At 57.2% G+C, this 20,636-nt stretch carries 25 protein-coding genes; 15 read left to right on the forward strand and 10 right to left on the reverse strand.

Going from position 1 to position 20,636, the window contains the following annotated elements:
* Positions 1–140 precede the first annotated feature (140 nt).
* The 15 genes from IQ265_RS13775 (at position 141) to IQ265_RS13845 (ending at position 12,250) form a co-directional block, all read left to right on the forward strand.
* Positions 141–467, forward strand: a complete 327-nt coding sequence (locus IQ265_RS13775; RefSeq protein ID WP_194054511.1) for a hypothetical protein — start codon at positions 141–143, stop codon at positions 465–467.
* Entirely contained in the window at positions 467–820 is a 354-nt protein-coding gene (locus tag IQ265_RS13780; RefSeq protein ID WP_194054512.1) for a hypothetical protein, read from the forward strand. Before IQ265_RS13775 ends, IQ265_RS13780 begins: the two co-directional genes overlap by 1 nt.
* 139 nt (positions 821–959) lie before the next feature.
* Positions 960–1,151: a hypothetical protein gene (locus tag IQ265_RS13785; RefSeq protein ID WP_194054514.1), complete on the forward strand. Its 192-nt coding sequence runs from the start codon at positions 960–962 to the stop codon at positions 1,149–1,151.
* Between the two features lie 78 nt (positions 1,152–1,229).
* Positions 1,230–2,561, forward strand: coding sequence for a phage terminase large subunit (gene terL, locus IQ265_RS13790; protein WP_194054522.1), 1,332 nt, complete (start codon positions 1,230–1,232; stop codon positions 2,559–2,561).
* A 29-nt stretch (positions 2,562–2,590) separates the two neighbouring features.
* On the forward strand, positions 2,591–3,310 hold the full coding sequence (locus tag IQ265_RS13795; RefSeq protein WP_194054524.1) for a hypothetical protein: 720 nt from the start codon (positions 2,591–2,593) through the stop codon (positions 3,308–3,310).
* Entirely contained in the window at positions 3,310–5,076 is a 1,767-nt protein-coding gene (locus IQ265_RS13800) for a hypothetical protein (protein ID WP_194054526.1), read from the forward strand. Before IQ265_RS13795 ends, IQ265_RS13800 begins: the two co-directional genes overlap by 1 nt.
* Positions 5,077–5,403: a hypothetical protein gene (locus IQ265_RS13805; protein WP_194054528.1), complete on the forward strand. Its 327-nt coding sequence runs from the start codon at positions 5,077–5,079 to the stop codon at positions 5,401–5,403.
* The gene (locus tag IQ265_RS13810; protein WP_194054530.1) at positions 5,400–5,786 is read left to right on the forward strand and encodes a hypothetical protein; all 387 of its coding nucleotides are present in this window, start codon (positions 5,400–5,402) and stop codon (positions 5,784–5,786) included. The genes IQ265_RS13805 and IQ265_RS13810 overlap by 4 nt, the downstream gene beginning before the upstream one ends.
* 200 nt (positions 5,787–5,986) lie before the next feature.
* The gene (locus IQ265_RS13815) at positions 5,987–7,417 is read left to right on the forward strand and encodes a DUF4055 domain-containing protein (RefSeq protein WP_194054532.1); all 1,431 of its coding nucleotides are present in this window, start codon (positions 5,987–5,989) and stop codon (positions 7,415–7,417) included.
* The gene (locus tag IQ265_RS13820) at positions 7,386–7,949 is read left to right on the forward strand and encodes a hypothetical protein (RefSeq protein ID WP_194054534.1); all 564 of its coding nucleotides are present in this window, start codon (positions 7,386–7,388) and stop codon (positions 7,947–7,949) included. Before IQ265_RS13815 ends, IQ265_RS13820 begins: the two co-directional genes overlap by 32 nt.
* Positions 7,950–7,997: 48 nt before the next feature.
* Positions 7,998–9,164 (forward strand): P22 phage major capsid protein family protein, encoded by a 1,167-nt coding sequence (locus IQ265_RS13825; RefSeq protein WP_194054536.1) that lies wholly within the window; start codon positions 7,998–8,000, stop codon positions 9,162–9,164.
* Complete coding sequence (locus tag IQ265_RS13830) at positions 9,164–9,454, forward strand: Rho termination factor N-terminal domain-containing protein (protein ID WP_194054538.1); 291 nt, start codon at positions 9,164–9,166, stop codon at positions 9,452–9,454. Before IQ265_RS13825 ends, IQ265_RS13830 begins: the two co-directional genes overlap by 1 nt.
* A complete protein-coding gene (locus tag IQ265_RS13835; RefSeq protein WP_194054540.1) occupies positions 9,451–10,566 on the forward strand; it encodes a hypothetical protein in 1,116 nt (371 codons plus the stop codon). Before IQ265_RS13830 ends, IQ265_RS13835 begins: the two co-directional genes overlap by 4 nt.
* A complete protein-coding gene (locus tag IQ265_RS13840) occupies positions 10,563–10,949 on the forward strand; it encodes a hypothetical protein (RefSeq protein ID WP_194054542.1) in 387 nt (128 codons plus the stop codon). The genes IQ265_RS13835 and IQ265_RS13840 overlap by 4 nt, the downstream gene beginning before the upstream one ends.
* Before the next feature lie 236 nt (positions 10,950–11,185).
* Positions 11,186–12,250: a ComEC/Rec2 family competence protein gene (locus IQ265_RS13845; protein WP_194054544.1), complete on the forward strand. Its 1,065-nt coding sequence runs from the start codon at positions 11,186–11,188 to the stop codon at positions 12,248–12,250.
* A gap of 7 nt (positions 12,251–12,257) precedes the next feature.
* Here the strand turns inward: IQ265_RS13845 and IQ265_RS13850 are convergent, their stop codons facing one another.
* From IQ265_RS13850 to IQ265_RS13895, 10 genes are all read right to left on the reverse strand, one after another.
* The gene (locus IQ265_RS13850; protein ID WP_194054546.1) at positions 12,258–12,746 is read right to left on the reverse strand and encodes a hypothetical protein; all 489 of its coding nucleotides are present in this window, start codon (positions 12,744–12,746) and stop codon (positions 12,258–12,260) included.
* Between the two features lie 182 nt (positions 12,747–12,928).
* On the reverse strand, positions 12,929–13,300 hold the full coding sequence (locus tag IQ265_RS13855; protein ID WP_194054548.1) for a hypothetical protein: 372 nt from the start codon (positions 13,298–13,300) through the stop codon (positions 12,929–12,931).
* 43 nt (positions 13,301–13,343) lie between these two features.
* Positions 13,344–13,682: a hypothetical protein gene (locus IQ265_RS13860; RefSeq protein ID WP_194054550.1), complete on the reverse strand. Its 339-nt coding sequence runs from the start codon at positions 13,680–13,682 to the stop codon at positions 13,344–13,346.
* A gap of 85 nt (positions 13,683–13,767) precedes the next feature.
* Positions 13,768–14,133, reverse strand: a complete 366-nt coding sequence (locus tag IQ265_RS13865) for a hypothetical protein (protein WP_194054552.1) — start codon at positions 14,131–14,133, stop codon at positions 13,768–13,770.
* A 391-nt stretch (positions 14,134–14,524) separates the two neighbouring features.
* Positions 14,525–14,824: a hypothetical protein gene (locus IQ265_RS13870; RefSeq protein WP_194054555.1), complete on the reverse strand. Its 300-nt coding sequence runs from the start codon at positions 14,822–14,824 to the stop codon at positions 14,525–14,527.
* Between the two features lie 381 nt (positions 14,825–15,205).
* Positions 15,206–16,120 (reverse strand): glycosyltransferase family 2 protein, encoded by a 915-nt coding sequence (locus IQ265_RS13875; protein WP_194054557.1) that lies wholly within the window; start codon positions 16,118–16,120, stop codon positions 15,206–15,208.
* 39 nt (positions 16,121–16,159) lie between these two features.
* Positions 16,160–17,464, reverse strand: coding sequence for a glycosyltransferase (locus IQ265_RS13880; RefSeq protein WP_194054559.1), 1,305 nt, complete (start codon positions 17,462–17,464; stop codon positions 16,160–16,162).
* A gap of 12 nt (positions 17,465–17,476) precedes the next feature.
* Positions 17,477–18,505, reverse strand: a complete 1,029-nt coding sequence (locus IQ265_RS13885) for a glycosyltransferase (protein ID WP_194054561.1) — start codon at positions 18,503–18,505, stop codon at positions 17,477–17,479.
* Between the two features lie 174 nt (positions 18,506–18,679).
* Positions 18,680–19,858, reverse strand: coding sequence for an N-acetyl sugar amidotransferase (locus IQ265_RS13890; protein ID WP_194054570.1), 1,179 nt, complete (start codon positions 19,856–19,858; stop codon positions 18,680–18,682).
* Between the two features lie 14 nt (positions 19,859–19,872).
* Positions 19,873–20,634 (reverse strand): AglZ/HisF2 family acetamidino modification protein, encoded by a 762-nt coding sequence (locus tag IQ265_RS13895; protein ID WP_194054572.1) that lies wholly within the window; start codon positions 20,632–20,634, stop codon positions 19,873–19,875.
* Positions 20,635–20,636 lie beyond the last annotated feature (2 nt).

Below are 20,636 nucleotides of genomic sequence, written 5' to 3' on the forward strand. Positions count from 1 at the left end.
TGAAACTTACGACCGGATTAACCCACAAAGTCTATCGGTAAATCTGCTCACAGCAGCGATCGCACCTTCATAAACCCTTTATTGAAACTCCGGTATTCCTACCGGGCTGGGGGTTTCGGCTGCTTGGGAACTCTTGAAGCATGAGCCGAAACTTTGTCGAAGTCACCGCCAGCCTGGCACAAATATCAGAAGCCCCAGCGCTGGCCCCAACGATGGATCAAATCCCCTTTGGTGAAATCGGCTTCTTTGCGATCGCGGGCCTCTGGATGCTCCAGTACGTGCTGAAAAATAGCGATCGCCAAAACCAGCAATCTAACGCCACCATGCAGCGGCTCCTAGAGTCGCACTTTCAGACCAACGAGACTCTAGCCAAGACTAATCAAGAGCTAGTGCTGCGGCTGGCGCGAGTGCATGAGCGGCTAGAGAGGATAGAACGGGTGCTGCTAGACAGCGGGAAGGTGAGCTAATGGCGCGATCGCGGAAGACCCCAACGGAAACCGACATCCAAAAAATTGAGCGACTGGCGGGCCAAGGCTTTCGCCTGGAAGACATTGCGATCGCCTGCGACATCAGCGTGAGCACTCTGCAAAAGTGGAAGGACACCCCCGAGGTTGAGCGGGCCTACCGGAAGGGAAGAATTGAGGCGACGAGCAACGTTGCCAACAGGCTCTACACCCTGGCGATGGAAGGGGAAGTAGCAGCCTGCATCTTCTGGTTAAAGGCGCAGGCTGGATGGAGCGATCGCCCCCAACCAGAAGCGACGGCACATGCTGAAGTACATATTTATCTGCCGGACAATGGGCGGGCTGTTGCTGCTTAGTGCTACGCGCCCGCGAGATGTGACAGCAAACTAACTCGGGTGAGATGCCCCCGCAGGGCTGCGATCGCTATCGACTTAATGCCGGGACTCCCCCCAACCCACCCCAGCCTACATTTCTTAGACCAGGCGCAAAATTTTTATGATTTCCCAAACCCTCGCCCTCGCCCTGGCCCTCGCCCTGGCGCTGCTGCTGGCCCTGCCGGTGCTGGCCAGTAAGCGCGATCGCTTCCCTGGTCGCCGTCAGCCTGGGACAGCTCCAGGCGCGATCGCTGATGTGCTGGCCTTCGACCTGGACGGCGACGCGACCATTATGGGCATGGAAGAAATTTAGGCGGCTCCAGCCTGGGCAAACTAGGGCGATTCCCCTCCGGGGACGCTGCGCGATCGCCCCTGTGCTGAATGGCTGAACATGCCCCAAACCATCGAACTACGCCCCCAACCTGGCCCCCAAACTCAGGCCCTATCCTCGGCGGCTGACTTCGTCATCTTCGGCGGTGGCGCGGGCGGCGGCAAAAGCTGGACGATTCTACTTGAGGCGCTACGCCACATCCAAAACCCCGCTTTCAACGCCACTTTTTTCCGGCGATCGTACCCTCAAATTAAGAACCCTGGCGGCCTATGGGATGCAAGCTTAGCGGTGTTCCCCCTCGCTGGCGGCATTCCGCAAGTGTCGGCCCTGCGCTGGAATTTCCCCGCAGGCTCTTACGCTGTGATGCGTCACCTCAAGAATGATGCCGCTGTTCTGGAATGGCAGGGCACAGAGCTGGTCTACATCGCCCTTGATGAGCTGACCCACTTTAGCGAATACCAGTTTTGGTACCTCACCAGCCGGATGCGCTCGACCTCGGGCATTACCCCCTACCTGCGGGCAACCTGCAACCCCGAGGTAGACAGCTGGGTGCGATCGCTGATTGGCTGGTGGCTAACTGAGGACGGTTTTGCAGACCCCGAGAAAGCCGGGGTGGTGCGCCACTTCGAGCGACACGACGGGCAGCTGCTGTGGTTCGACGCACCCACCGAAGACAGCAAATCGCTAACCTTCATCCCGTCGAGCGTCTACGACAACCCGGCGCTGCTCCAGAAAGACCCCAACTACCTGAAAAACCTAAAGGCGCTGCCGCTGATTGAGCGTCAAAAACTGCTTGAAGGCAATTGGAACGTGAGGGCCGAGGCTGGGAAAGTCTTTAGAACCGAGTGGTTCACGACCATTCAGCAGCTGCCCCAGGTGGTTAAGTGGGTGCGCGTGTGGGACTTCGCCAGCACCAGCGATCGCGAGGGCAAAGACCCCGACGCTACCGCGAGCATTCGCATGGGCCTGATGCAAAATGGCGGCGTGGTGATCAGCGACTGCACCCACGACCACCTGACCCCTGCCGGAGTCGATACCAAGCTGAAGGCGATCGCCGCTGCTGATGGCCCTGGCATACCGGTGCGCTGGCAACGTGACCCAGGCCAGGCCGGAGAGTACCAGAATCAGGCCCTGCGATCGCAACTTGCCGGGTACGACGCAAAGGGCATTACCACCACGCTAAGCAAGCTAGAGCGGGCTAACCCTCTGAGTCGAGCTGCCGAGTTTGGCGAGGTCTACCTACTGCAAGGGCCGTGGAACAACCAATTTATCAATGAGCTGGTGAGCTTCCCCGATGGTGCCCACGACGATATGACCGACGCGGCTGCCCTGGCCTACCTGGAGCTGCTCGGCGTAGGGCTGCCCAAGTTTGGATCAGCCTCGTTCCGGTAGTCTCACAAAATGCGGCCGGCAGTCTTACGGTGAGACTCAGCGATCGCGGGCATTATGGGCTAGCTCACACGCAAAAAACCACCTTTAAAAAGAACGTGCGCTGGTACACCGTCAAAACTGCCCCCGATACTGAGCCGGTGAAACTCCCCAGCGTCACCAGCATTCTTGATGTGACCATGCCTCAGAATCGCCGCGATACCCTGGTGCGGGCTGAGCTGGCGGCTCCTGTCGATTACCAACTGAGGCGAGAGGCCGCGATCGCTCGGGGCACTGCGGTCGATACCTGGTTTAAGCGCTGTGTTGTCGATGGTCGGGCCTACGGTGCGCCCCATCCGGTAGAGCGTCAGTGTAGGCGACTGCTCCCGCTGGTGCGCTCCATCATCCGAACCGGGGGGCCGGTGTGGGTGGATCAGGTGGTGCACCATGCCGACCTGGGCTATGCCGGGACACTGGATGTGGTGGCCACCCTGCCCATTGTGGGGCTGGCCTGTATCGAGCTGAAAACCTCTGCTTACACCATCTGGCCTGAAGCTGTGGCCGAGGCACAACTACAGGCGATCGCTTATTACCTGGCCTGGAATAGGATGCACCCTGACGAAACCTTGAAGGCGATCGCAACCTTCCACGCAACGCCCTACATGCTGCATCAGCAGGTGATTCATGATCCTACGGCTCTGGGCCGTGCCAATCAGCTTTGGCTGCTGCGCCAGCGTCAGTTTGCCTCGCGCTTCAACCAAATGGAGATGTGATGGCCTCCAAATTCTTTCGTGCCCCTGGTGCGACAGTCACCTATAACGCTTACCAAACCCGCGAATATGTCAGCCGTAAGGCGCGGGTGAGTCGGGGGCTATTCATTACGCCTGCCCGCCGCGATCGCACCCCTGACGGGTGGCGCTTCTGGTTCCCGTCGCCGCGCGGGCCTGCCAGCGATCGCGGCAATTGGAAAGTTGATGTGGTGCGCTTTGAGGAAGACGACGACCCAACCCCACCGCCCTATACCTTTGTTGGTGGTCAGCTGTGCATAGGAGGGATCTGCTACTCGGTTGGCGGCGATAGCGTGGGCACTCCTTACCTGGACGATAAGCGCCCCTTTTACTGGATGCGAACGACTAACCAGGGCGCGGCCTGGGTGGATGTGGGCACCCCCTACGATGCTCTGGTGTCTCAATATGGCAGTGCCAACGTGAAGCCTAGTGACTTTGGCCCTAACCGTGGCTTTGTGCGGGCAAGCGTTTACCTGTCGCCTGGGCCTAGCACTGAGCAGGCCACGGGGGTTGTTACCGGCGGCGGCACCCTTGGCGCGATCGCTACCCTGCCTGCACCCGGTAATAGTGGGCTGTTTGCGATTGAGCAGCGCTACTACTACCTGCTGAATTTCTTTAACCGCTGCAACACCGCCAGGGTTATTCTGCGGAGCACTCCCGGTTACTTCTACGAAACTCCATCAGCGGTTACTTTCACCCGCCAGTACACAACCGCAGCAGACCCCATACCCTACTGGTTTTTCCCGACCTACACAGGGACGAATGATCAGCCTAATTGCCTGGTCGATGGCCCTGGCTATGATGGGCCTTGGCCTTTGCCTAGTGACTCTGGCGGCGGCGGTGCCCTCCCTGATGGCTACCTGCCTGGTGCTGGGCCATGGGCCTACGCCTGCAGCTGCCCAGACTTTACCGGGGAAGAGACACGTTACCGGGTGGCTACCGCCCCATCGCATCGCCGCGATCGCAGCTGGGGGCAGATACGCCCTGAGTCGCCCTGTAAGCACATCGCCTCATCGGCTAAGGCTCTGGGTGATCAGAAGACGTTGGTTAAGTGGGTTCGCACCTTTAAAGACGACAGCCCCGGCTCTGAGTTTAGCCAGTCGCCTACGGTGATCATCGATCGTTCTTACCTGAATGAGCAACGACGACAGGAAGCCGCTTTTAGACGCACGACTCGCAACATGCGCAGGGCTACAGCTGCGCTAAATCGTCAGCAGCGGGCCGAGCGCTCTGCCCTGGCCTTGAGCAATCGCCTGGGCCGAGTTTGGCGCATGAATGCCGATGGCACCACCACGAGCAGCAAAAAACGGGGGCGTTTTGGTGAGTCTTTGGAGGGGGTGCAGGTGCCTAACTGGTATGGCATTGACCCGACAAACGGGGGTGATCAGTTCTCCCGCGAATGGGATGAACGGATGAGGCGCTACCAGTCGCGGCCTGATGTGCGGGTAAGGAATGCGATCGGAGGTGTGCTCTCAAATGCTGGCGATCGCATTCAGCGTAATTTGCCGATGCCACCGCCTAGCTCTTACCTGGCGGGTTTTGATGAATGGAGTAAGCAAAACCCCAACCGCCGATCGAATCACCTGTTTGACACCTACGGCGGTGAGCGCTTTTCTGATGCGGTCTATGGTCAAGGGATGCGGCGGGTGGGTACGTTTGACCCTAGAGTTATTCCTACGGTTCGGGTTCACCCTGCCCCTACGGCGGCCACCCTTTCGATCAACTCCAACCCTGAAGCTTACGGTTACTAGATGCCTTTCGCCACTGCCACCGCCCCCAAGCTGGGCAAATATCTCGGTTACCCTGTCACCCAAAACAGCCAAGAGACGATCGCCGCTGCCCTGGCCACCATCGACGCTATGAGCAACGCTGCTTATAGAGATGCGTCGATCGCCACGATTGAAGGCTACCTAGACACCCTAGACACCCTGGCGGCGGGCATCCTGTCAGAAGCCCAGCTAGAAGGGTCTACCCTCGTTAGCGAACTGCGCCGCGAGTACCGCCGTCACTGCGCCTTGGTGGCGGTGGCCACTGGCCTTGATACCTACTCAGACACGACAGGAGCCACCCAAACATGACGCTTACAGCTGCTGATATTGAAGGCATTCGCCGCTTTTTGGGTTACCCCGGCGATATGGGTACCCACCAAGCGATCGCGGCCCAATGCGCGGCCCGCGTGGCGGAGATTAGCGAACCCGCAATAAGAGCCCACCTGCGCCAGCTGGAGCGACTGCAAACCCAGATGACTACTACGGTGCCTTTTGCGGCCCAAACCTTTAGCTCTGGGGCTGGGGGAACTCAGCAGTATGCGCCTGGTCAACGCATGGCTACGCTACATCAAGAGGCCAACCAATACATTGATGAGATTGCCAGCACTACGGGGCTGGTGGTCTACCGTCGCATCTATGGCGGTGGCGACGGCGGGGGCCGGTGGAGTGGCGGGCTTATAATGCGCGGATAGGATGAACTCTCATAACTGTGGTCTGCCGCTGGTGCTCCTGGCGGCTTTTTCATGCCTTCGACAGCGCACCTTAAAAGACGGCGGTGGCTGGCACAGATTTAGAGCTCCAACCAGCACGCTATGGGCCACCGCCCGCGTAACAAAGGCGCTTCCCCACACCGCTGCGGGTAGACTTAGCCTTAGTCTCATGAGTCTCAGCCTTGCCCGCTGCTTTAATCAATTACGAGTGCGCGTCTTACCGCCAGCAGGCCCCCATCTGGCGGCTGTTGGAGGATGTCTATACCGGCGATCGCGCCTGGTTGGAGTATCGCGCCGACGGCACCATTGAGCCACGACAAAGCGCTAAGCGTTATCTCCCGCAGCTGCCGGGGGAAGAGGCCACCGAGTATAAGCTGCGGCTGCTGCAGTCGCATTTTGACGATCGCTTTGCCCAGAGCTGCCGAGATTTTGTCGGCCTGGTCTTTAACAAAGGGGTGCGCCTGGAGGGTGTGCCGGCTGCGATTAAAAAACACTGGGCCAACCTCGACGGCGCGGGCCTGGCGGGCGATCGCCTGTGTGGCCAGATTGGCATGGCGGCGCTGCGGCTGGGGCACACCTTCACCCTGGTCGATTTTCCTGAAGAAGACGATCGGATTGTGAGCTTGGCCGATAGCCTGGGCGCGGGCCGTGCCCCCTGCTGGAACCATTACAGCCCGCTCGATGTGATCAACTGGCGCTATCGGCGCGTGGGGGGCCGCAAGGTTTTGAGCATGGTGGTGCTGCGGTACAGCCAGATTTTGCCCGATGGCGACTATGGGGAGAGTGAGCAGACTTTCTACCTACAGCTGACCCCTGGGCGCTTCGATACGTTTGTGGTCGTAAAGAATCAGGCTGGCAAGCTTCAGCAGGTTGCCGTCCCTGGTCGCTGTGGGCCGATGGGTCGGCGGCTGCGCGGCGTGGTGCAACCCTTTGACCATATCCCCCTGGTCTGCCTATACGGCGGCGATCGCGCTGGGTTCTTCAGCAGCAACCCAACCCTTTTAAGCCTCGCCAAATTAAACCTGGTGCATTACCAGGTCAACTCTGACCACCGCCAAAAAATGCACTACTGCAGTTTCCCTACTCCGGTTCGCACGGGTGGCCAGGGTGAGGATCTAACCCTTGGGCCGCGTCGGCTCGTGGATGTGCCGTTAGGGGGTGGGTTTGGCTGGGCTGAGCCGAACAGTCAAAGTCTTGCGATGTCGCGTATTGAGGTGAAGGACATTGAAAGCGCAATGGATTTTTTGGGGGCCGATTACCTGGTTAAACCGAGCGATCGCCAAGCTGCAAGCACAACGATGGTGCAGGCCAAAAAGATCGAGAGTGAGCTTTACCTCTTTGCCTCTGATTTTGCCGCTGGCATTAGCGAGTGCCTGCGCCGTCATGCCCAGTGGTTGGGCCTGGACTATGGCGGTACGGCCACCCTAGAAACCAAATTTTTCGAGAATCTTGCCAGCGACCCGCAGCTGCTGTTGGCCTATGCCCGCCTGCGGGAACTGGGCGACATCAGCACAAAAGAAATGCGCCAGCTGGCGGCTGCCGCTAACTTCTTTCCTGACTCTGTAACTTTGGAGGATACCAATGGACTTTCTGCAAGCACTCAACAAACTTAAAACCTCTCTGCCCGAGGGCACCGACACCACCCAGCTTGACGCGCTTCAGCAGGCGCTGCAGCCCTACCAGGGACTAGACCCGGTGGCCGCCCGCGCTGCGATCGATGCTCAGAATCAGCGCAGCGCCACCGATGCCCAGCTAAAGCAAACTCAAACCGAGCGAGATGACTTTAAAACCCAGCTGCAGCAGATGCAGGCGGGTAACGCTCAACTGTCGAAAGAGCTGGCCGCGACTCGCGGCCTCACGGCTGCCGGGGTGCGGCCTCAGTATGAGGAACTACTGCTTGGCAAAGTAACCAGCTCGATCGAGCTGGCCGAGGATGGCACCCCCAAAACTCCCGAGGGTTTTTGGGATGGCCTAAAGACTAAATACCCCGATATGTTCCATGCCGAGGATGGGGCCGGGACTGGGGCCACCCCCGGCGATACCGCCGCCGATACCTCGCCGCGCACGGTGCAGGCCACTAACGGCATTGTCAGCGGTGTTAATCCGACTGATGTGCTCAACGGTTCGGTAACTGTGCAGCGCTAGGTTTCAACGTTCGCTCTCTCTCACACTCTCAACTTAGGACTCTGAAAAATGGCTATCGAAGATCTTTATGGCAAGGTGCTTGCTCTGAGCATCCAAACGATTAGAGCCCAAACTGCTCTACCTGGGCTGGTAAACAACCTCACGGTGGGCGATCGCTCTCAGGCGGCGAATCGCGGCGGGACTACAGAAGTGATTGTTCCGCCTGAGTTTGTAACCCGTAACGTTGTACCGGCGGCGGTGCCTCCGGCCTCGCAGGCTGCCCCTAACCCGACGACCGTGCAGGTGCCTCTAGACTTTTGGCAGGAGGTCAATTTCCCGCTGACGGAGAAGCACATTACCCTTCTCGAAAATGCCGACGCTGCCGCGCCGATGTTTTTGCAAAATGCGGTGGGGCCGATTGTCGAAGCGATTACCACTAGCATCGTGAATACCTATCCTGGCATCTACGGCTATGTGGGCACGGCGGGCACTACGCCCTTTGGGGCTTCCCCAGCTGAGGCACAGCAGGCTAAGACCGTGCTAACTCGCCAGAAATGCCCGCGCTTTATGCGTCAGCTGGTGCTTAACTCGGGGGCCTATGGCAACGCGACCGGCTTGCAAAACTTTCGCCTGGTGGATCAGTCGGGTAGTTCTGAGACTCTGCGCGAGGGTGAGATTGGGCGGGCTTACGGCTTTGATTGGCATGAAGACGTCGGCTTAGATGGCATTAGCCACACCAGCACACCCTTAACCGCTGGGGCTGCCACGATCAACGGGGCGCACCCTGCCGGGTCTACGGTGATCAGCGTGAACAAGGCGACCAACGCTAGCCCGCTGGTGGCCGGTGACATCGTTACATTTGCGGGCGGTACCCAAACCCATACCGTAGTCTCTTCGGTAAACCTGGCGGTGGGTAATACCAACGTGACCATCTCGCCGGGGCTGCGGGTGGCTCGGGTTGGTGGTGAGGCGATGACGCTGCGGGCCTCGCACTCGATTAACCTGGCCTTTCACCCGATGGCCTTTGCCTTTGACTCGCGGCCTGCTGCTCGGTTGAACATTCCTGGGGTGACTAACAATTTCATGACCTGGGTGGACGATATGACCGGCGTGGCCCTGCGGCTTGAAATCAGGGACGAATACCACCAGACCGGCTTTTACCTCTCCTGCCTGTGGGGTCGTAGGCTGGTCGACGCGCGGTTGGCCTGTCGGATTGCTGGGATGGTGGGTGAGTAATGAGTGAACTGCCGACGATCGCGATCGCGGCCCCCGAGGCTCCTGGGGGCTACATGCTGATCAATGCCTCTGAGTTTGACCGTGAGAAGCATCAGGTCTTTGATGGCCTGATTCATGAGCCTGAGTCTATGGGTGAGGAAACAGCACCGCCAGGGCCTGAGCCTGAGCCCAAGGAAACACCAGCGCTGGAAGATCTAACCCTGACTGAGTTGCGATCGCTGGCCAGAGAAAGGGACATCTCAGGCCGATCGGCTATGGATAAGGATGAGCTGATCGAGGCTTTGCGGTGAACTTTGAGCGGGCCTACCTCGCGGCCTTGGATGCGCTGATCGTCGCCCTGGGGGGTGTGGTGCCGGTGGCCACGGTGCCCAACTACCAGGCGGCGGTTTTGCTGCGCCTGGTGGCGATTGTGCAGGCGGTTGGCGGGGTGCTGCCGTCGCCGTCGATGAACTATGAGGCGGCTGTTCTGGCCCACTGGCGGGCGGCGATCGCGGCTCGGGGTGGGGTGGTGCCAACGGTTTACCGGAGTTACCGAGAGGGGCTGCTGCTGCATGTGCAGGCATTCCAGGCGACTCGGGGGGCAGCGGTGGCCACCCTGGGCCGAAACTTTGAAGAGTCGATCTTGGCTCTGCTGAGTGCTGTTCCGGCTGGGCCTGTCTATGATGCCGATGCCCTGACCTGGTTCACTGCTGTTGAGGCGGCTGGATCGGTCTTTGCCAGTGGGGCCAAGGCAGCCTATAACAAATTCGTTGTGCAACTCAAAGCCGATAGCAACCTTGCCCCATTTAGTAATGGGATGCTGCTGGCATTCGCTGGGTTCTCGGGGTTGGGTGGGTGCTTTGTGCCGCTTTGCTCTAGGGGTGGGGCGCTGCCCACTAACATCGGCTTTGTCTCGGGCCAAAAATCTGTGAACGGGTTGCAGGGTAATGGCTCTGCTTATATAGGCTTCAACATTGGGTTTCTGGCTGGTCAGCAAAACAACCACAGCGTCGGGTTTAGCTGCGGGGCCTTACACACAAATTCTTTGAGCATTCAGATCGGGAACTCGGCAGCCGGCTCGACTTCTGGGGCTGTCGAGATATTTGATAGCGCTTCTATACAGCGGGTTGTCAGGTCTTCTAGTTCTGGGGCGGCTAGCAACATCCCTAAAAATCTAGGTTTCTTTGCCGTCAACCGTAGCGCCTCAAACGCTTACACCCATTACAGCTCATCTGGCTCTACTGTTGTCACAAACACCAGCTCTACCATACTCACAACGAATATGTCAGCTTTTGCTGGTGCGTCAGGTGCTGGCCCATCGAATGCCCGCAATCAACTGGTATTTTGGGGTGATTCAATTCCAGATCCGATCGCGTTTCGTACTGCTGTAACTACTCTTTTGTCTGAGCTTGGCGCTGCATGACTCCTGAGCAACTAGAACTAAAGCAGCTGCTCGACGCTAACCCGATCGCCTGGGTCAACCTGACAGCACCCCAGCGATCGCTACTGCGTGACACCCTGCGCCCTGATGGTGAGTTCACCCCTGAGCAAAGAGAACTCCTGCGCGATCGCTGGCTGCCGGTGACCGAAAGCCAAATAGCACAGATGCGATCGCTGCTGCCTCGGTGGGTGGGCGTTGCTCCTATCGCTGACATCGATGGCGGGCTGTGGCTGAGTGCTGACCTGCTGACCGATTGTATGGAGGGCACCGACACCTACCACGCGATCGCCCCCATGCTGGCGATGCTGCCGATAACGCTGCTGGATAGCGATCGCTTTCCCCAACCTGACGAGGAATTGATCTAGCTGAGCGGTGCTGCTCTGAGCTGTGCCGAATGCTGCTGCCACGGCCTGAGCTGTGCTGATGGATTGGGTACAGATGGAGTCGATTGGGTCAGGTGCCCCCGCAGGGCTGCGATCGCTATCGACTTAATGCCGGGACTCCCCCCAACCCACCCCAGCCTACATTTCTTAAACCACGCGCAAAATTTTTATGGTTTTGAGAAAGGGTTTCAGGGGTGGGTTGGACACTTTAGCTAAGAGTGTATTACTTCAACACCCTCACCACCTACAGCATCTTGCTCAATATGGTGGCTACGCCCCTTGTTATGGTGATCAGCTTGGGGGGCATGGTCAGCGGTCTGGTGGCGGCGGTGTGGCCCGCACTGGGCGGCCTGGTTGCCTGGCCCCTGGGGCTGCCCACTCACCTGCTGATTGCCCTGGTACGGTGGGAGGTGGGCCTGCCCGGCAGCGCCCTGACTACAGGCCACATCGGGCTGGGGCAAATGTTTGTGCTCTACGGGCTCTATGTCCTGTGGGGCTGGGGGTCGGGAATTTGGCCAACCGGACGGCGGCGAGGCCTGGTGGCCCTGCTGATTGGGCTGGTGGCGCTGGGGCCGCTGCTGTACCAGGGGGCAACGCGATCGCAGGTCACGGTGCTGGCGGCGGGCAACGATGCGGTTATGGTGGTGCAGGACGGGCGTAACGCTTTAGTCGTCAACAGCGGTACCGACAAAACCGCGTTTTATACCGTGGTACCCTTTTTGCGCCAGGCGGGCATTAACCAGCTAGCCAGCGCCATTCACAGCGACGACAGCGATCGCGACAACTGGCTCACCATTGCAGAGAAAACCCCCATTCGCAATTTTTACGGAGCCAGTTCGGCCCTGGCGATGGCCCCGGCAGTCAAACAGTTTCACCCCCTCACAGCGAGCCAGGTACAGCCCGTCGATCGCCAGCGGGTGGAATATTTGCAGGACGGCGATCGCGGCCTGCGGCTAACGCTGCTGAACAACCACACCTGGCTGCTGCTGCCCAAGCTCTCTGCCGATCGCCAAATGCCCTGGGTTCAAGCTCATCCAGGTCTGCAAAGCGAAGTGCTGTGGTGGCACGGCGAAGCGCTGAGCGAGGCAGCGATTGCGGCGATCGGGGCAAAGGTGGCGATCGCCTCAGCCCCTGCGATCGACCCTGCTACCGAGGCCCTGCTCCAGCAGCACCATGTTCAGGTGTTCTGCACCGAGCGCGACGGGGCTATTACCTGGAACCGCCATCAGGGCTACCGGGCCTACCTGGCTGCCCAACAGCACCCTACGGCGGGACTTGACTAACCCTGTTCTACTGCACCAGCAGATTGAGCTGGTAGTTAATGCGGCCAGTGCCGCCGGTCTGCTGCTGCACCACCGTGTTGGGGCCGTTGAAGGCGATCGCCACCGAGGCCGAGGCCGGTGAGTAGCTGCCCACAATGGTGACTTGGGTAATTGACTCGCTCAGGTAGGGGCTGACATCGACAAATTCTGAACTGGTGCCCAGGGACACGCGGGTGTGGCCATCGATTTCAATGTAGCCCTGGAGCGTCGCCCCCCCCGGCACGCTCACCGACAGCAGATGGGGTTCGTCTAGGTTGGCGCGATCAAGGCTGATGGTATTGGTCTGTTGCTGATAGGAATCCATAACATCCTTGGCGCTGGCCTTTGACAGAATGGCGCTGAGGGCCTGATAGGTACCCCCAAACGACTGATTACCGTTGGCTGAGGAAGGCCCTACCACGGCGGTAACCGCCACTAAAATCAAAAGAGCAACCCCAAGGGCTGACGGATGTTTCATGACATTGACATCTCCAGGAAAAGGGGAAGGCCGTACCAGGGCTGCCATAGCCGCAGGTGCTTGGCAAGGTTAGCACGGCCAAAAACAAGCGCTATGACCTTTGATGCGGTGCTGATACGTCTGAACAAGCCAGGCTAGATAGACACCGTCTCGGGCTAGCGGGTTCCCTCCCTAGACTGGTGCTACCGCCGCAGGCGTTCGGCGGGGTTGTATACATCGACCTGGACGTTGACCGGCACGGTCACAGTTGGCCCCGAGACAGCACCAGTGGCCTGGCCAGAGCCGCGCAGCTGGTGGCGGCTTTGGCGCGTCTGGCGCACCTCACCAGTACCGCCCACCTGAATTTGGCGGTTGGTGCTGACGCTGGTGTTGCCCACGCAGGGGCCTTCGGCATCGACAGCCACGTCGTTGACCTGCTCGGCGGGCTTGTTACCGCCGTGAATTGCCGCCTGAATGGATACATCGGCGACCACACACTGGGCCGAGGCCTCTGGGGCAAACGACCCTAAGGCCCCAGCACAGAGGAGCCCCAGAAGGTACTGAGGTTTAATCATAGTTACGGCACGGTTATAGAGAATTAGAGCGAGGGCTCAGACGTTACTGGCACACCCGTGTGGTGCTGCGATTTTCGCTATAGACCACGTTGCCCCCCGGCGTAGACCGAGTGGCATCGGAGCTGTGCGATCGCGCCGTACAGCCCGGCGCAAAGTTAGCCCTAGGCAGCGGCAGGGTTGAATCGGCCTGGGGGGCGATCGCTGGGCGCACCAGATCTAGGGGCTGGTCAGCCAGGGTGCGGATGTAGACCTGGCCGTTGTTGCTCACCTGAAGCTGCACCCGGTCGGTGTTGATCGACACCGAACTGGCCAGGGCGGCGGGGGCGAGGCTGGCCAGGGCGATCGCCCCCACCAGGCCCACCTTTAAAGTTGAAATCATCATAGTTGTCTCCCTGCAATGGCAAGAGGGTTGAGAATGGGGCCGTCGCCCAGCTCAGCGCTAAGCCTTAGCGACGGCCCCTCGGTGTTTACTTGCGAATGTCGATGCGGGCACCGCCACGGCCATGGCCCCGACCACGGTTGTCGGGACGGCTTTCGCGAATGATGTTGACCTGGTTGCTCTCCTGGTAAGCGGCGTTGTCGTCGCCCACCACGGTACCGGTCTGGTAGATGTCTTGCACAACGCCCGTGCTTTCTACCCGGCGGCCAGCGGGGCCACGGGTCTCAACGCGGTTGACCTGCTGACTGCGTTGCACCGTAGCGTTGCCATCCCCCTGGATGTAAATATCTTGGGTGCCCTGCTGCACTACGGCGGTGTCAGCACTGGCGGGCATGGCCACAAAACCAAGAGCAGCAAAACCCAGTAGACCCAGAATAGAGATGTGCTTCAGCATTGAAACGTCCTCAACAATATTAAGTGTGCAAATGAGTGAACTTGTGAATCCAACTATTTGAAATGAGCTTTGCAAGCAGTTTTATGCCTTTAAAGCAACATTCATTTTCATCGATTCACACCCTCTATGACCCGTGTAATTACGCAAAGGTTCCGGAAAATAAACAATAAAGTTTTGTGGTTTTTGAAAGCCAAAAAATTCCCAAAGGCACAAAAACCTTTGGGAATTAAAAGTAATTCCGTCAAAATGTTGACTATTAAAGCAAGTTCAGCTTTACCCAGAACTCTGTTTAGGAAAAGTTGAAGAAAGCACTAGAACAATACCAAAATAGCAATGGTGAGACAGACATGCTTAGCTTTGGCTTTACTAGAACGATTAGTTAGGACTGGAATTAATCGTCATCGTCATCATCGCGATCGCGGTCATGCCCTCGTCGCTGACCCCGATTGCCCCGCTTGTCGTCGTCATCGTCATCGCCGCTATGGCGAACGCTATTGCCTCGCCCCGGCGACTGCCGCTGCTGATTGATCTGATTGGTTTCTTGGTAGACACTATTGCCATTGCCATCAATAGTGACGCTCTGTGAGCTGTCCTGCACTGTCCCTTGCACGGTGGCGCGGCGATCGTTATTGCCCAACCCTCGGCCTAGACCCGGATGGCTAATATTGACCTGATTAATAACTTGAATCACTTGGTTATTGCTGCCATCAATAGTTGCAGACTGTGTGCCAGTTTGCTGAGTGGCTGTATTAGCAAAAACAGGTAGCGCCAGCGTGCTAATAGCCGCTGCTCCTAATAGGCTAAATGCTCCATGTCGCTGTTTCATTGTGGTGAAGTCCATAGGCAAACGAGTCACTTTAATAGACCCCTACCGATGCCTTTAAGGTTCCAAATGTTACGTGAAGCTTGGATGAAGCTAATTATTTCCACTGTAAAACTACTGAATTGTTGACAGAACTGTTGTATGTGCGTTCCACTTTCATGCGCATTGAAATATAGACGCATCCTACTGTGCATCTACGAATGAAGAATATTCAAATTAGGATCCGGACTTAGAGGTTTGCTACAGGTCTCAGCGAAACCGCTTCGCCAGCTGAGCCATGGACTGAAATAAAGCAGCGGGCATCGCCAAAGCAGCTAACGACGAAAGTTGAAAATTGCCGCGAGCAATACAGGCCATCAAAGCGTGGCGATGACGTCGAATTTCTGCCGTCTGATTGGTCCACTTACTGCCCAGCAGCAGCAGTTCGTGAGCCCGATATTCCAACCCGTTTTGGCGATAGACCTCAAAGTGCTTTTGGGCCACACGGTACCACGACATGGGGCTAACCTTGCGGCTGTTGCTGCCCAGATATTTGCGCCAGATGTAAATTATCGCTGGGGTGCCGTAGTAGCCGCAGGGCAACGCCATCGCCCGCACCCAAAATTCTAAATCGTGCAGGTCTTCAGCTCCCAGCTCGGGGTCGCTGTGGCCCACCGCCTCCCAAAGCGATTTGCGCAGCGGAGCGGTGCCAATTAGCGTCCAGTTGGTGCTGAGCGAAAATCGTCTGGCCCGCAGCAGCGAATTCAGCGAAATCGGCGCTGCTTTGACCACGCGGGTGTCGCCAGGGTGGCGCTGACACAGGTAGCTACCGTAGATAAACCCAGCGTCGGGATGGTTGGTAAACGCTTGCTGAATGTGGCTCAGGGCATCGGGGGGCAGCAGGTCGTCGGCATCAAGGGGTACTAGGACTTCTCCTTTGGCAGCGGCAAACCCGGCGTTGCGGGCTATCGAAGGGCCACCATTTTGGGCCTGCCACACTAAAGTAATATCTGGCTCGGTCTCAAGCTGGCGGCAAATCTGGTTAGTGCGATCGCTCGGCGAAGCGTCATTAACAATGACAATCTCCAGGGGCGGCTGGGTCTGCTGCCGCACGCTTTCCACCGCCTCCAGCAGCAGGTCGCCCTCGCGGTAACAGGTAATGACAGCGCTCAGGGTAGGGGGCATAGCTGACAACTAGAGCTCAATGCGTTAAGGGTGCTTTAGTTAGGGGTTAACCGATCGCGCCTTAGCTTCAACCATGATATCTAGTAGGCGGTGGGCCAGGTTTTTGCGGGTGTACTGCTCAATTTTGTCGTACTGAGGGTTGTAGGGCAAAGTATGGCCGGTCAGCAGGGGAGCCAGTAAATCGGCGATCGCTGTTGGGTCGTTGCCTACGGGGTGCCCTACCCCGAGGTCGAGTATGAGCTGGCCAGCCGCGGTGGCGGGGGTAGCGCCAATGCCAAGGATGGGCTTGCCTGCAAAGATGTACTCAAACAGTTTGCCGGTCAAAATGCCCTTGGCTGACGGGTCTTGCCAATCTAGAAAAACGAGTGCGTCGGCGCTAGCCTGCATAGATAAAATTTGCGATCGCTGCCGCGAACCACCCAAGCTCACTATATCACCCAAATTGTCGACCTCTGCCTCTGCTGCTAAGGGGGCCAGGTTCCAGCCGTAGAGCAAGACCTCTAGCCGTTGATCGAGGTTGGGGTACTGACAGCGGAGTAAAGCTAGGGCAGCAAACAGAGGCGCAATGTTCTGCTTGCCAGGGTAAACCGTGCCGGTATAGAGCAGGTGAACTTTGCCATTGGGCCAGTGGTAGAGCTCCACAGCGGTTAGATCGTCGGTGTCAAAGCCATTTTCAACGGTGGCTACGGGAGTGTGCAGCCGCGTAGACAACGCCTCAGCTAGCCCCTCAGATACAGCAGTGACCAAGTCGGCGTGCCGCAGGCAGCGGCGCTCTCGCCAGTCTTCTAGGCGGGCCAGGGCGGTATTGATGGGCAGGTAGCTGTTGCCGTGCCAGAGATCACGGTAGTCGGCCACCCAAAACAGGCCAGTGGTTTGCCTAAGGCGGGCGGCGATCGCGTGATTAGCCGGGGGCCCGTAGGTGCTGATTACCAGGTCTAACTCAACGGTCCGGTGCAGTCGTAGCGCTGCGCGGTAGGCTGGGACCTGCCAAAAGTCGCTGGTTTGAAGAAAACTGCCCAGTTTTAACGTTTGGCGGGTGACTTGCAACAGCGATCGCAACTCACCCAATACTCTAGGTTTAAAGAATTTCAGGGTGGTAGGTGCCGCTGAGCTCTCAGGGATGGGCACTGGCATGGTCTTGGTGGGTCTAGCAGGCCAGTAGGGCACTCCTAGCACGGTAGGGTTGGGACCGGAGGTGGGGCGATCGGCTCGGTGGGCAGTGATCACGTAGATCTGATGGCCAAGTTGCGACCAATATTTAGCCCAGGCGTGGGGGCGTAGGGAGGCAATTTTGGCCCAACTGTTCTCTGGGGGGTAGTAGAAAGCAATGATGAGGATTTTCATCTCAAGGAGCTTCTACCTGCTGCCCAACACTGACTGGTAAACTTCGATCAGCTTTTCCTGCTCAAATTCCCAGCTATAGAGCTGTCTAGTGGTAAGCACCTGGGCTCTCGCCTGGGCCAGGTCATCGGGACTAAGCGACTGCACCAACTGGATCACGGTTGCCGCATCCACGCTAGACTTCCACCCAACCCCGTGGGTATCAACCATCCGGGCCATTTCAGGAAAATTGCTAACGATAATGGGCAAACCTGCGGCCATATATTCAAAAACCTTGTTGGGCAGACAGTAGTAGTAGCTCAGGCAGGTATTTTCAATCAACGAAATGCCCACGTCGGCAGTGCGGGTGTAGGACAACACTTCCGCCGGAGGAACCGCCGGGAAAAAGTGGATATTTGAGAACTGGGCCGCATAGTTTCTCACCAGGTCTTCGAGCTCACCGTAGCCCATAAACACAATGTGTCGATCGCCCGGCAGTTGCGAAAAGGCCTCCAGTAAGATTTGAATGCCTCGCCCCGCAAAAATAGCGCCTTGGTAAATAAATAGAGTTTCTGTGGGGGGAACGTGAAGCACCCGCTTCAGATCGGGCAGATTGCCAGCTTCTTCTACTCCATTGAAGTGGATTTGGGAAGTAACATCGGGAATATTTCTAACGACGTGAACATTGTCTAAGGAATAGGTTTTGCGGTACCAATCGGCGATCGCATCCCCCACCACCAACACCGCATCTGCAAAGGGAATAAACAGCTTTTCGAGCACCTTGTAGGTCTTTTTGCGGTTCCCGGTCAACCCGTTAGACTCTGTCTCTAGCTCGTGAGCATCGTAGACTAGCTTAGCCCGCCGCAACCATTTGAAGAGCATGCCAGCGGGCAGAGCGCTGAGACTATGCACATGCACAACCGGCACCTGTCTGTCGCAGGTCTGCACAATGATCCTAATGATCCACTCAATGTATTTGAGCACATGCAGAAATGGCAGCTTGCGAGTAATTAACTTGATTCGCCAGATGTCCCTAGACGAATCAATGGGTTCTCGCTCTACCATAGTCCTTCTCCAAATGGCCGCAAAGAGAACCCGTTGGAAGAGATCCGCTTCCACCAAGCTCTTCGATTCCTTTAAAGCCCTCGACTCGTGGGTAAAAGGCGACAAAAAAATATGTAGGTTGGTAGACAGTGGAGGCATTGTTGAAACTAGGCTAGATTTTTTACCAAGGTCTTGTCAAAACTTGAGCTTGCTTTTTATCTTCCTGGCCACCTTAATCGCGCCGCGCAGGCCGCGAGTGAGGTAGTAGTTTGAGGGATAATTGCGGAAAGTTGTCTTGGGAGCCTGGAGCAGCGCCTCCAACTCGCCCTCGGTAATGCCCAGTTTCTTAATTACAAAAGCTCGGTCTTCCGCCAGTTGATCTAGTGGGTAAGCGTCACGACTTAATTCCGCTAGGGCCGCTTCACGGGTCATCTGACCCGACACGACCAGACTAGACAGGTGAGCCTTGCGCTTATCGTAACCAAAGCGAATGGGCAGATAGTAGCCTTGGAAAAACTTGGTAAAGCGCGACTCATAGTGCTTACCGCCGTAATAGCGCCAACCCAGCTCTTTCTCTAAGATTGTCATCGCCTCTTGTTTGTCGTAGGGCATGTAGTTGAGGGGAGCCACTACCTTCATCCGGCGAAGGAAGGGATAGTTGATGTTGTAGTCGAAGAAGCTGACGGTGGGAAACGACTGGAGTGGGCGCTGGCCAAACCGTTTGTGAATCGCCTTGAGGTGCTGAGCATCCATAGCATCGTAGCCCCACGCCTTAGGCAAAATTGACTCGGTGGCCAGGTTGCTGCCGCTGAGCACGTAGCGAATGTTGTTCTGAACGGCAAACCCGTAGAGGGCGGCAAAAAAGGCATGATCCTGGGGTACATCCTGGTTTGCCACGCCAGAGCGCAGAAACGCCACCTGCAAATCCTGCATCTCCTCCCAGTCCACCACATAGGTATAGAGGTCAATATTTAGCAGCTTGACGATGTTCTCAATATTTTTCACCGCCAGTTCCGAGTTCCACCCGGCATCTACATGCACCGCCAGGGGGCGCAGACCCATGCGCTTAACCTGGTAGGCCAGGTACGAACTGTCTACCCCGCCACTGAGACCAATGATGCAGTCATAATCCTGGTCTTTGCCCTCGGTTTTGATCTGCTCAACCATTGCCTCTAACTTGGCGCGGCCAATCTCGTTAGGAAACCAGGCGGGCCGCACTGAGGTCTCGAACCAGCGGCAATAGCTACAGACTCCCTCGGCATCAAAAGTGATTTCGGGATCGGTGGTATCCATCACACAGCGGGTGCAGATCTGATGGTCGCTGGTGATAGAGGAGGGCTGGAGGTTCTTACTGGCTTTGAGGGAGCTGGCCATAGCGTTTAAGGGGGTTAGGGCGTAAATAGGTCGCGAATCTCTTGTCTGGATGGGTAGGTGACTAGAACTGCGCGGTGCTTGCCGTGGAATACAAACTGACTGCCTGCTGCTAGGGCCGAGGCGCCCGCTTGAGTAGCCTGCTTGAAGTCAGATAAGGAACCGGCACCACCGCAGGCAATGACCGGAATATCTACAGCATTAGCCACTTTTTCGATGATGGGCATATCGTACCCAGCCATTGTGCCGTCTCGATCAATAGAGTGAAGGAGGATTTCGCCTGCCCCCCGACCTTCTACCTCGCGGGCGTGTTCTACTGGGTCGCGCCGCCAGTCTTGTTTACCCCCGTGGGAAAATACGCTGTACTTACCTAACAGGTTTTTTTTGATGTCGATCGAGACTACGATGCTTTGAGCTCCAAAGACGGCACTGGCTTCAGTAATGAGTTCTGGGGTTTCAAGGGCAGCAGCATTGATAGAAATTTTTTCTACGCCTACCTCAAACAGTTGGCGTATTTGCTCAACTCGTTTTATGCCACCTCCGTAACAGACTGGCATAAAGCATTCGCTAACGATATCGCGCAGAAAATCTAACCGCAGTTCCTGATTATCTACGGTGGCTAAGATGTCGACCAGAATAATCTCATCCACTTCCTTTTCGTTGAAGATGCGCACGGTATTGACAATGTCGCCAATATATTTAGGGTCTTTAAATTTGACGGTCTTGACTAAACCATTGCGGCGAATCAGCAGGCAGGGGATGATGCGGGGATTGATCACAA

It is taken from the genome of Nodosilinea sp. LEGE 06152 (assembly GCF_015207525.1).
Lineage (GTDB): Bacteria > Cyanobacteriota > Cyanobacteriia > Phormidesmidales > Phormidesmidaceae > Nodosilinea.

Excerpts from the sequence above, each read along its gene's own strand:
- IQ265_RS13865 (WP_194054552.1), bottom strand. The coding sequence starts at position 14,133 with ATGCTGAAGCACATCTCTATTCTGGGTCTACTGGGTTTTGCTGCTCTT.
- IQ265_RS13855 (WP_194054548.1), bottom strand. The coding sequence starts at position 13,300 with ATGATTAAACCTCAGTACCTTCTGGGGCTCCTCTGTGCTGGGGCCTTA.
- IQ265_RS13875 (WP_194054557.1), bottom strand. The coding sequence starts at position 16,120 with ATGCCCCCTACCCTGAGCGCTGTCATTACCTGTTACCGCGAGGGCGAC.
- IQ265_RS13775 (WP_194054511.1), top strand. The coding sequence starts at position 141 with ATGAGCCGAAACTTTGTCGAAGTCACCGCCAGCCTGGCACAAATATCA.
- IQ265_RS13780 (WP_194054512.1), top strand. The coding sequence starts at position 467 with ATGGCGCGATCGCGGAAGACCCCAACGGAAACCGACATCCAAAAAATT.
- IQ265_RS13820 (WP_194054534.1), top strand. The coding sequence starts at position 7,386 with ATGGACTTTCTGCAAGCACTCAACAAACTTAAAACCTCTCTGCCCGAG.
- IQ265_RS13880 (WP_194054559.1), bottom strand. The coding sequence starts at position 17,464 with ATGAAAATCCTCATCATTGCTTTCTACTACCCCCCAGAGAACAGTTGG.
- IQ265_RS13830 (WP_194054538.1), top strand. The coding sequence starts at position 9,164 with ATGAGTGAACTGCCGACGATCGCGATCGCGGCCCCCGAGGCTCCTGGG.
- IQ265_RS13840 (WP_194054542.1), top strand. The coding sequence starts at position 10,563 with ATGACTCCTGAGCAACTAGAACTAAAGCAGCTGCTCGACGCTAACCCG.
- IQ265_RS13805 (WP_194054528.1), top strand. The coding sequence starts at position 5,077 with ATGCCTTTCGCCACTGCCACCGCCCCCAAGCTGGGCAAATATCTCGGT.
- IQ265_RS13800 (WP_194054526.1), top strand. The coding sequence starts at position 3,310 with ATGGCCTCCAAATTCTTTCGTGCCCCTGGTGCGACAGTCACCTATAAC.
- IQ265_RS13890 (WP_194054570.1), bottom strand. The coding sequence starts at position 19,858 with ATGGCCAGCTCCCTCAAAGCCAGTAAGAACCTCCAGCCCTCCTCTATC.
- IQ265_RS13785 (WP_194054514.1), top strand. The coding sequence starts at position 960 with ATGATTTCCCAAACCCTCGCCCTCGCCCTGGCCCTCGCCCTGGCGCTG.
- IQ265_RS13860 (WP_194054550.1), bottom strand. The coding sequence starts at position 13,682 with ATGATGATTTCAACTTTAAAGGTGGGCCTGGTGGGGGCGATCGCCCTG.
- IQ265_RS13885 (WP_194054561.1), bottom strand. The coding sequence starts at position 18,505 with ATGGTAGAGCGAGAACCCATTGATTCGTCTAGGGACATCTGGCGAATC.
- IQ265_RS13825 (WP_194054536.1), top strand. The coding sequence starts at position 7,998 with ATGGCTATCGAAGATCTTTATGGCAAGGTGCTTGCTCTGAGCATCCAA.
- terL (WP_194054522.1), top strand. The coding sequence starts at position 1,230 with ATGCCCCAAACCATCGAACTACGCCCCCAACCTGGCCCCCAAACTCAG.
- IQ265_RS13810 (WP_194054530.1), top strand. The coding sequence starts at position 5,400 with ATGACGCTTACAGCTGCTGATATTGAAGGCATTCGCCGCTTTTTGGGT.
- IQ265_RS13850 (WP_194054546.1), bottom strand. The coding sequence starts at position 12,746 with ATGAAACATCCGTCAGCCCTTGGGGTTGCTCTTTTGATTTTAGTGGCG.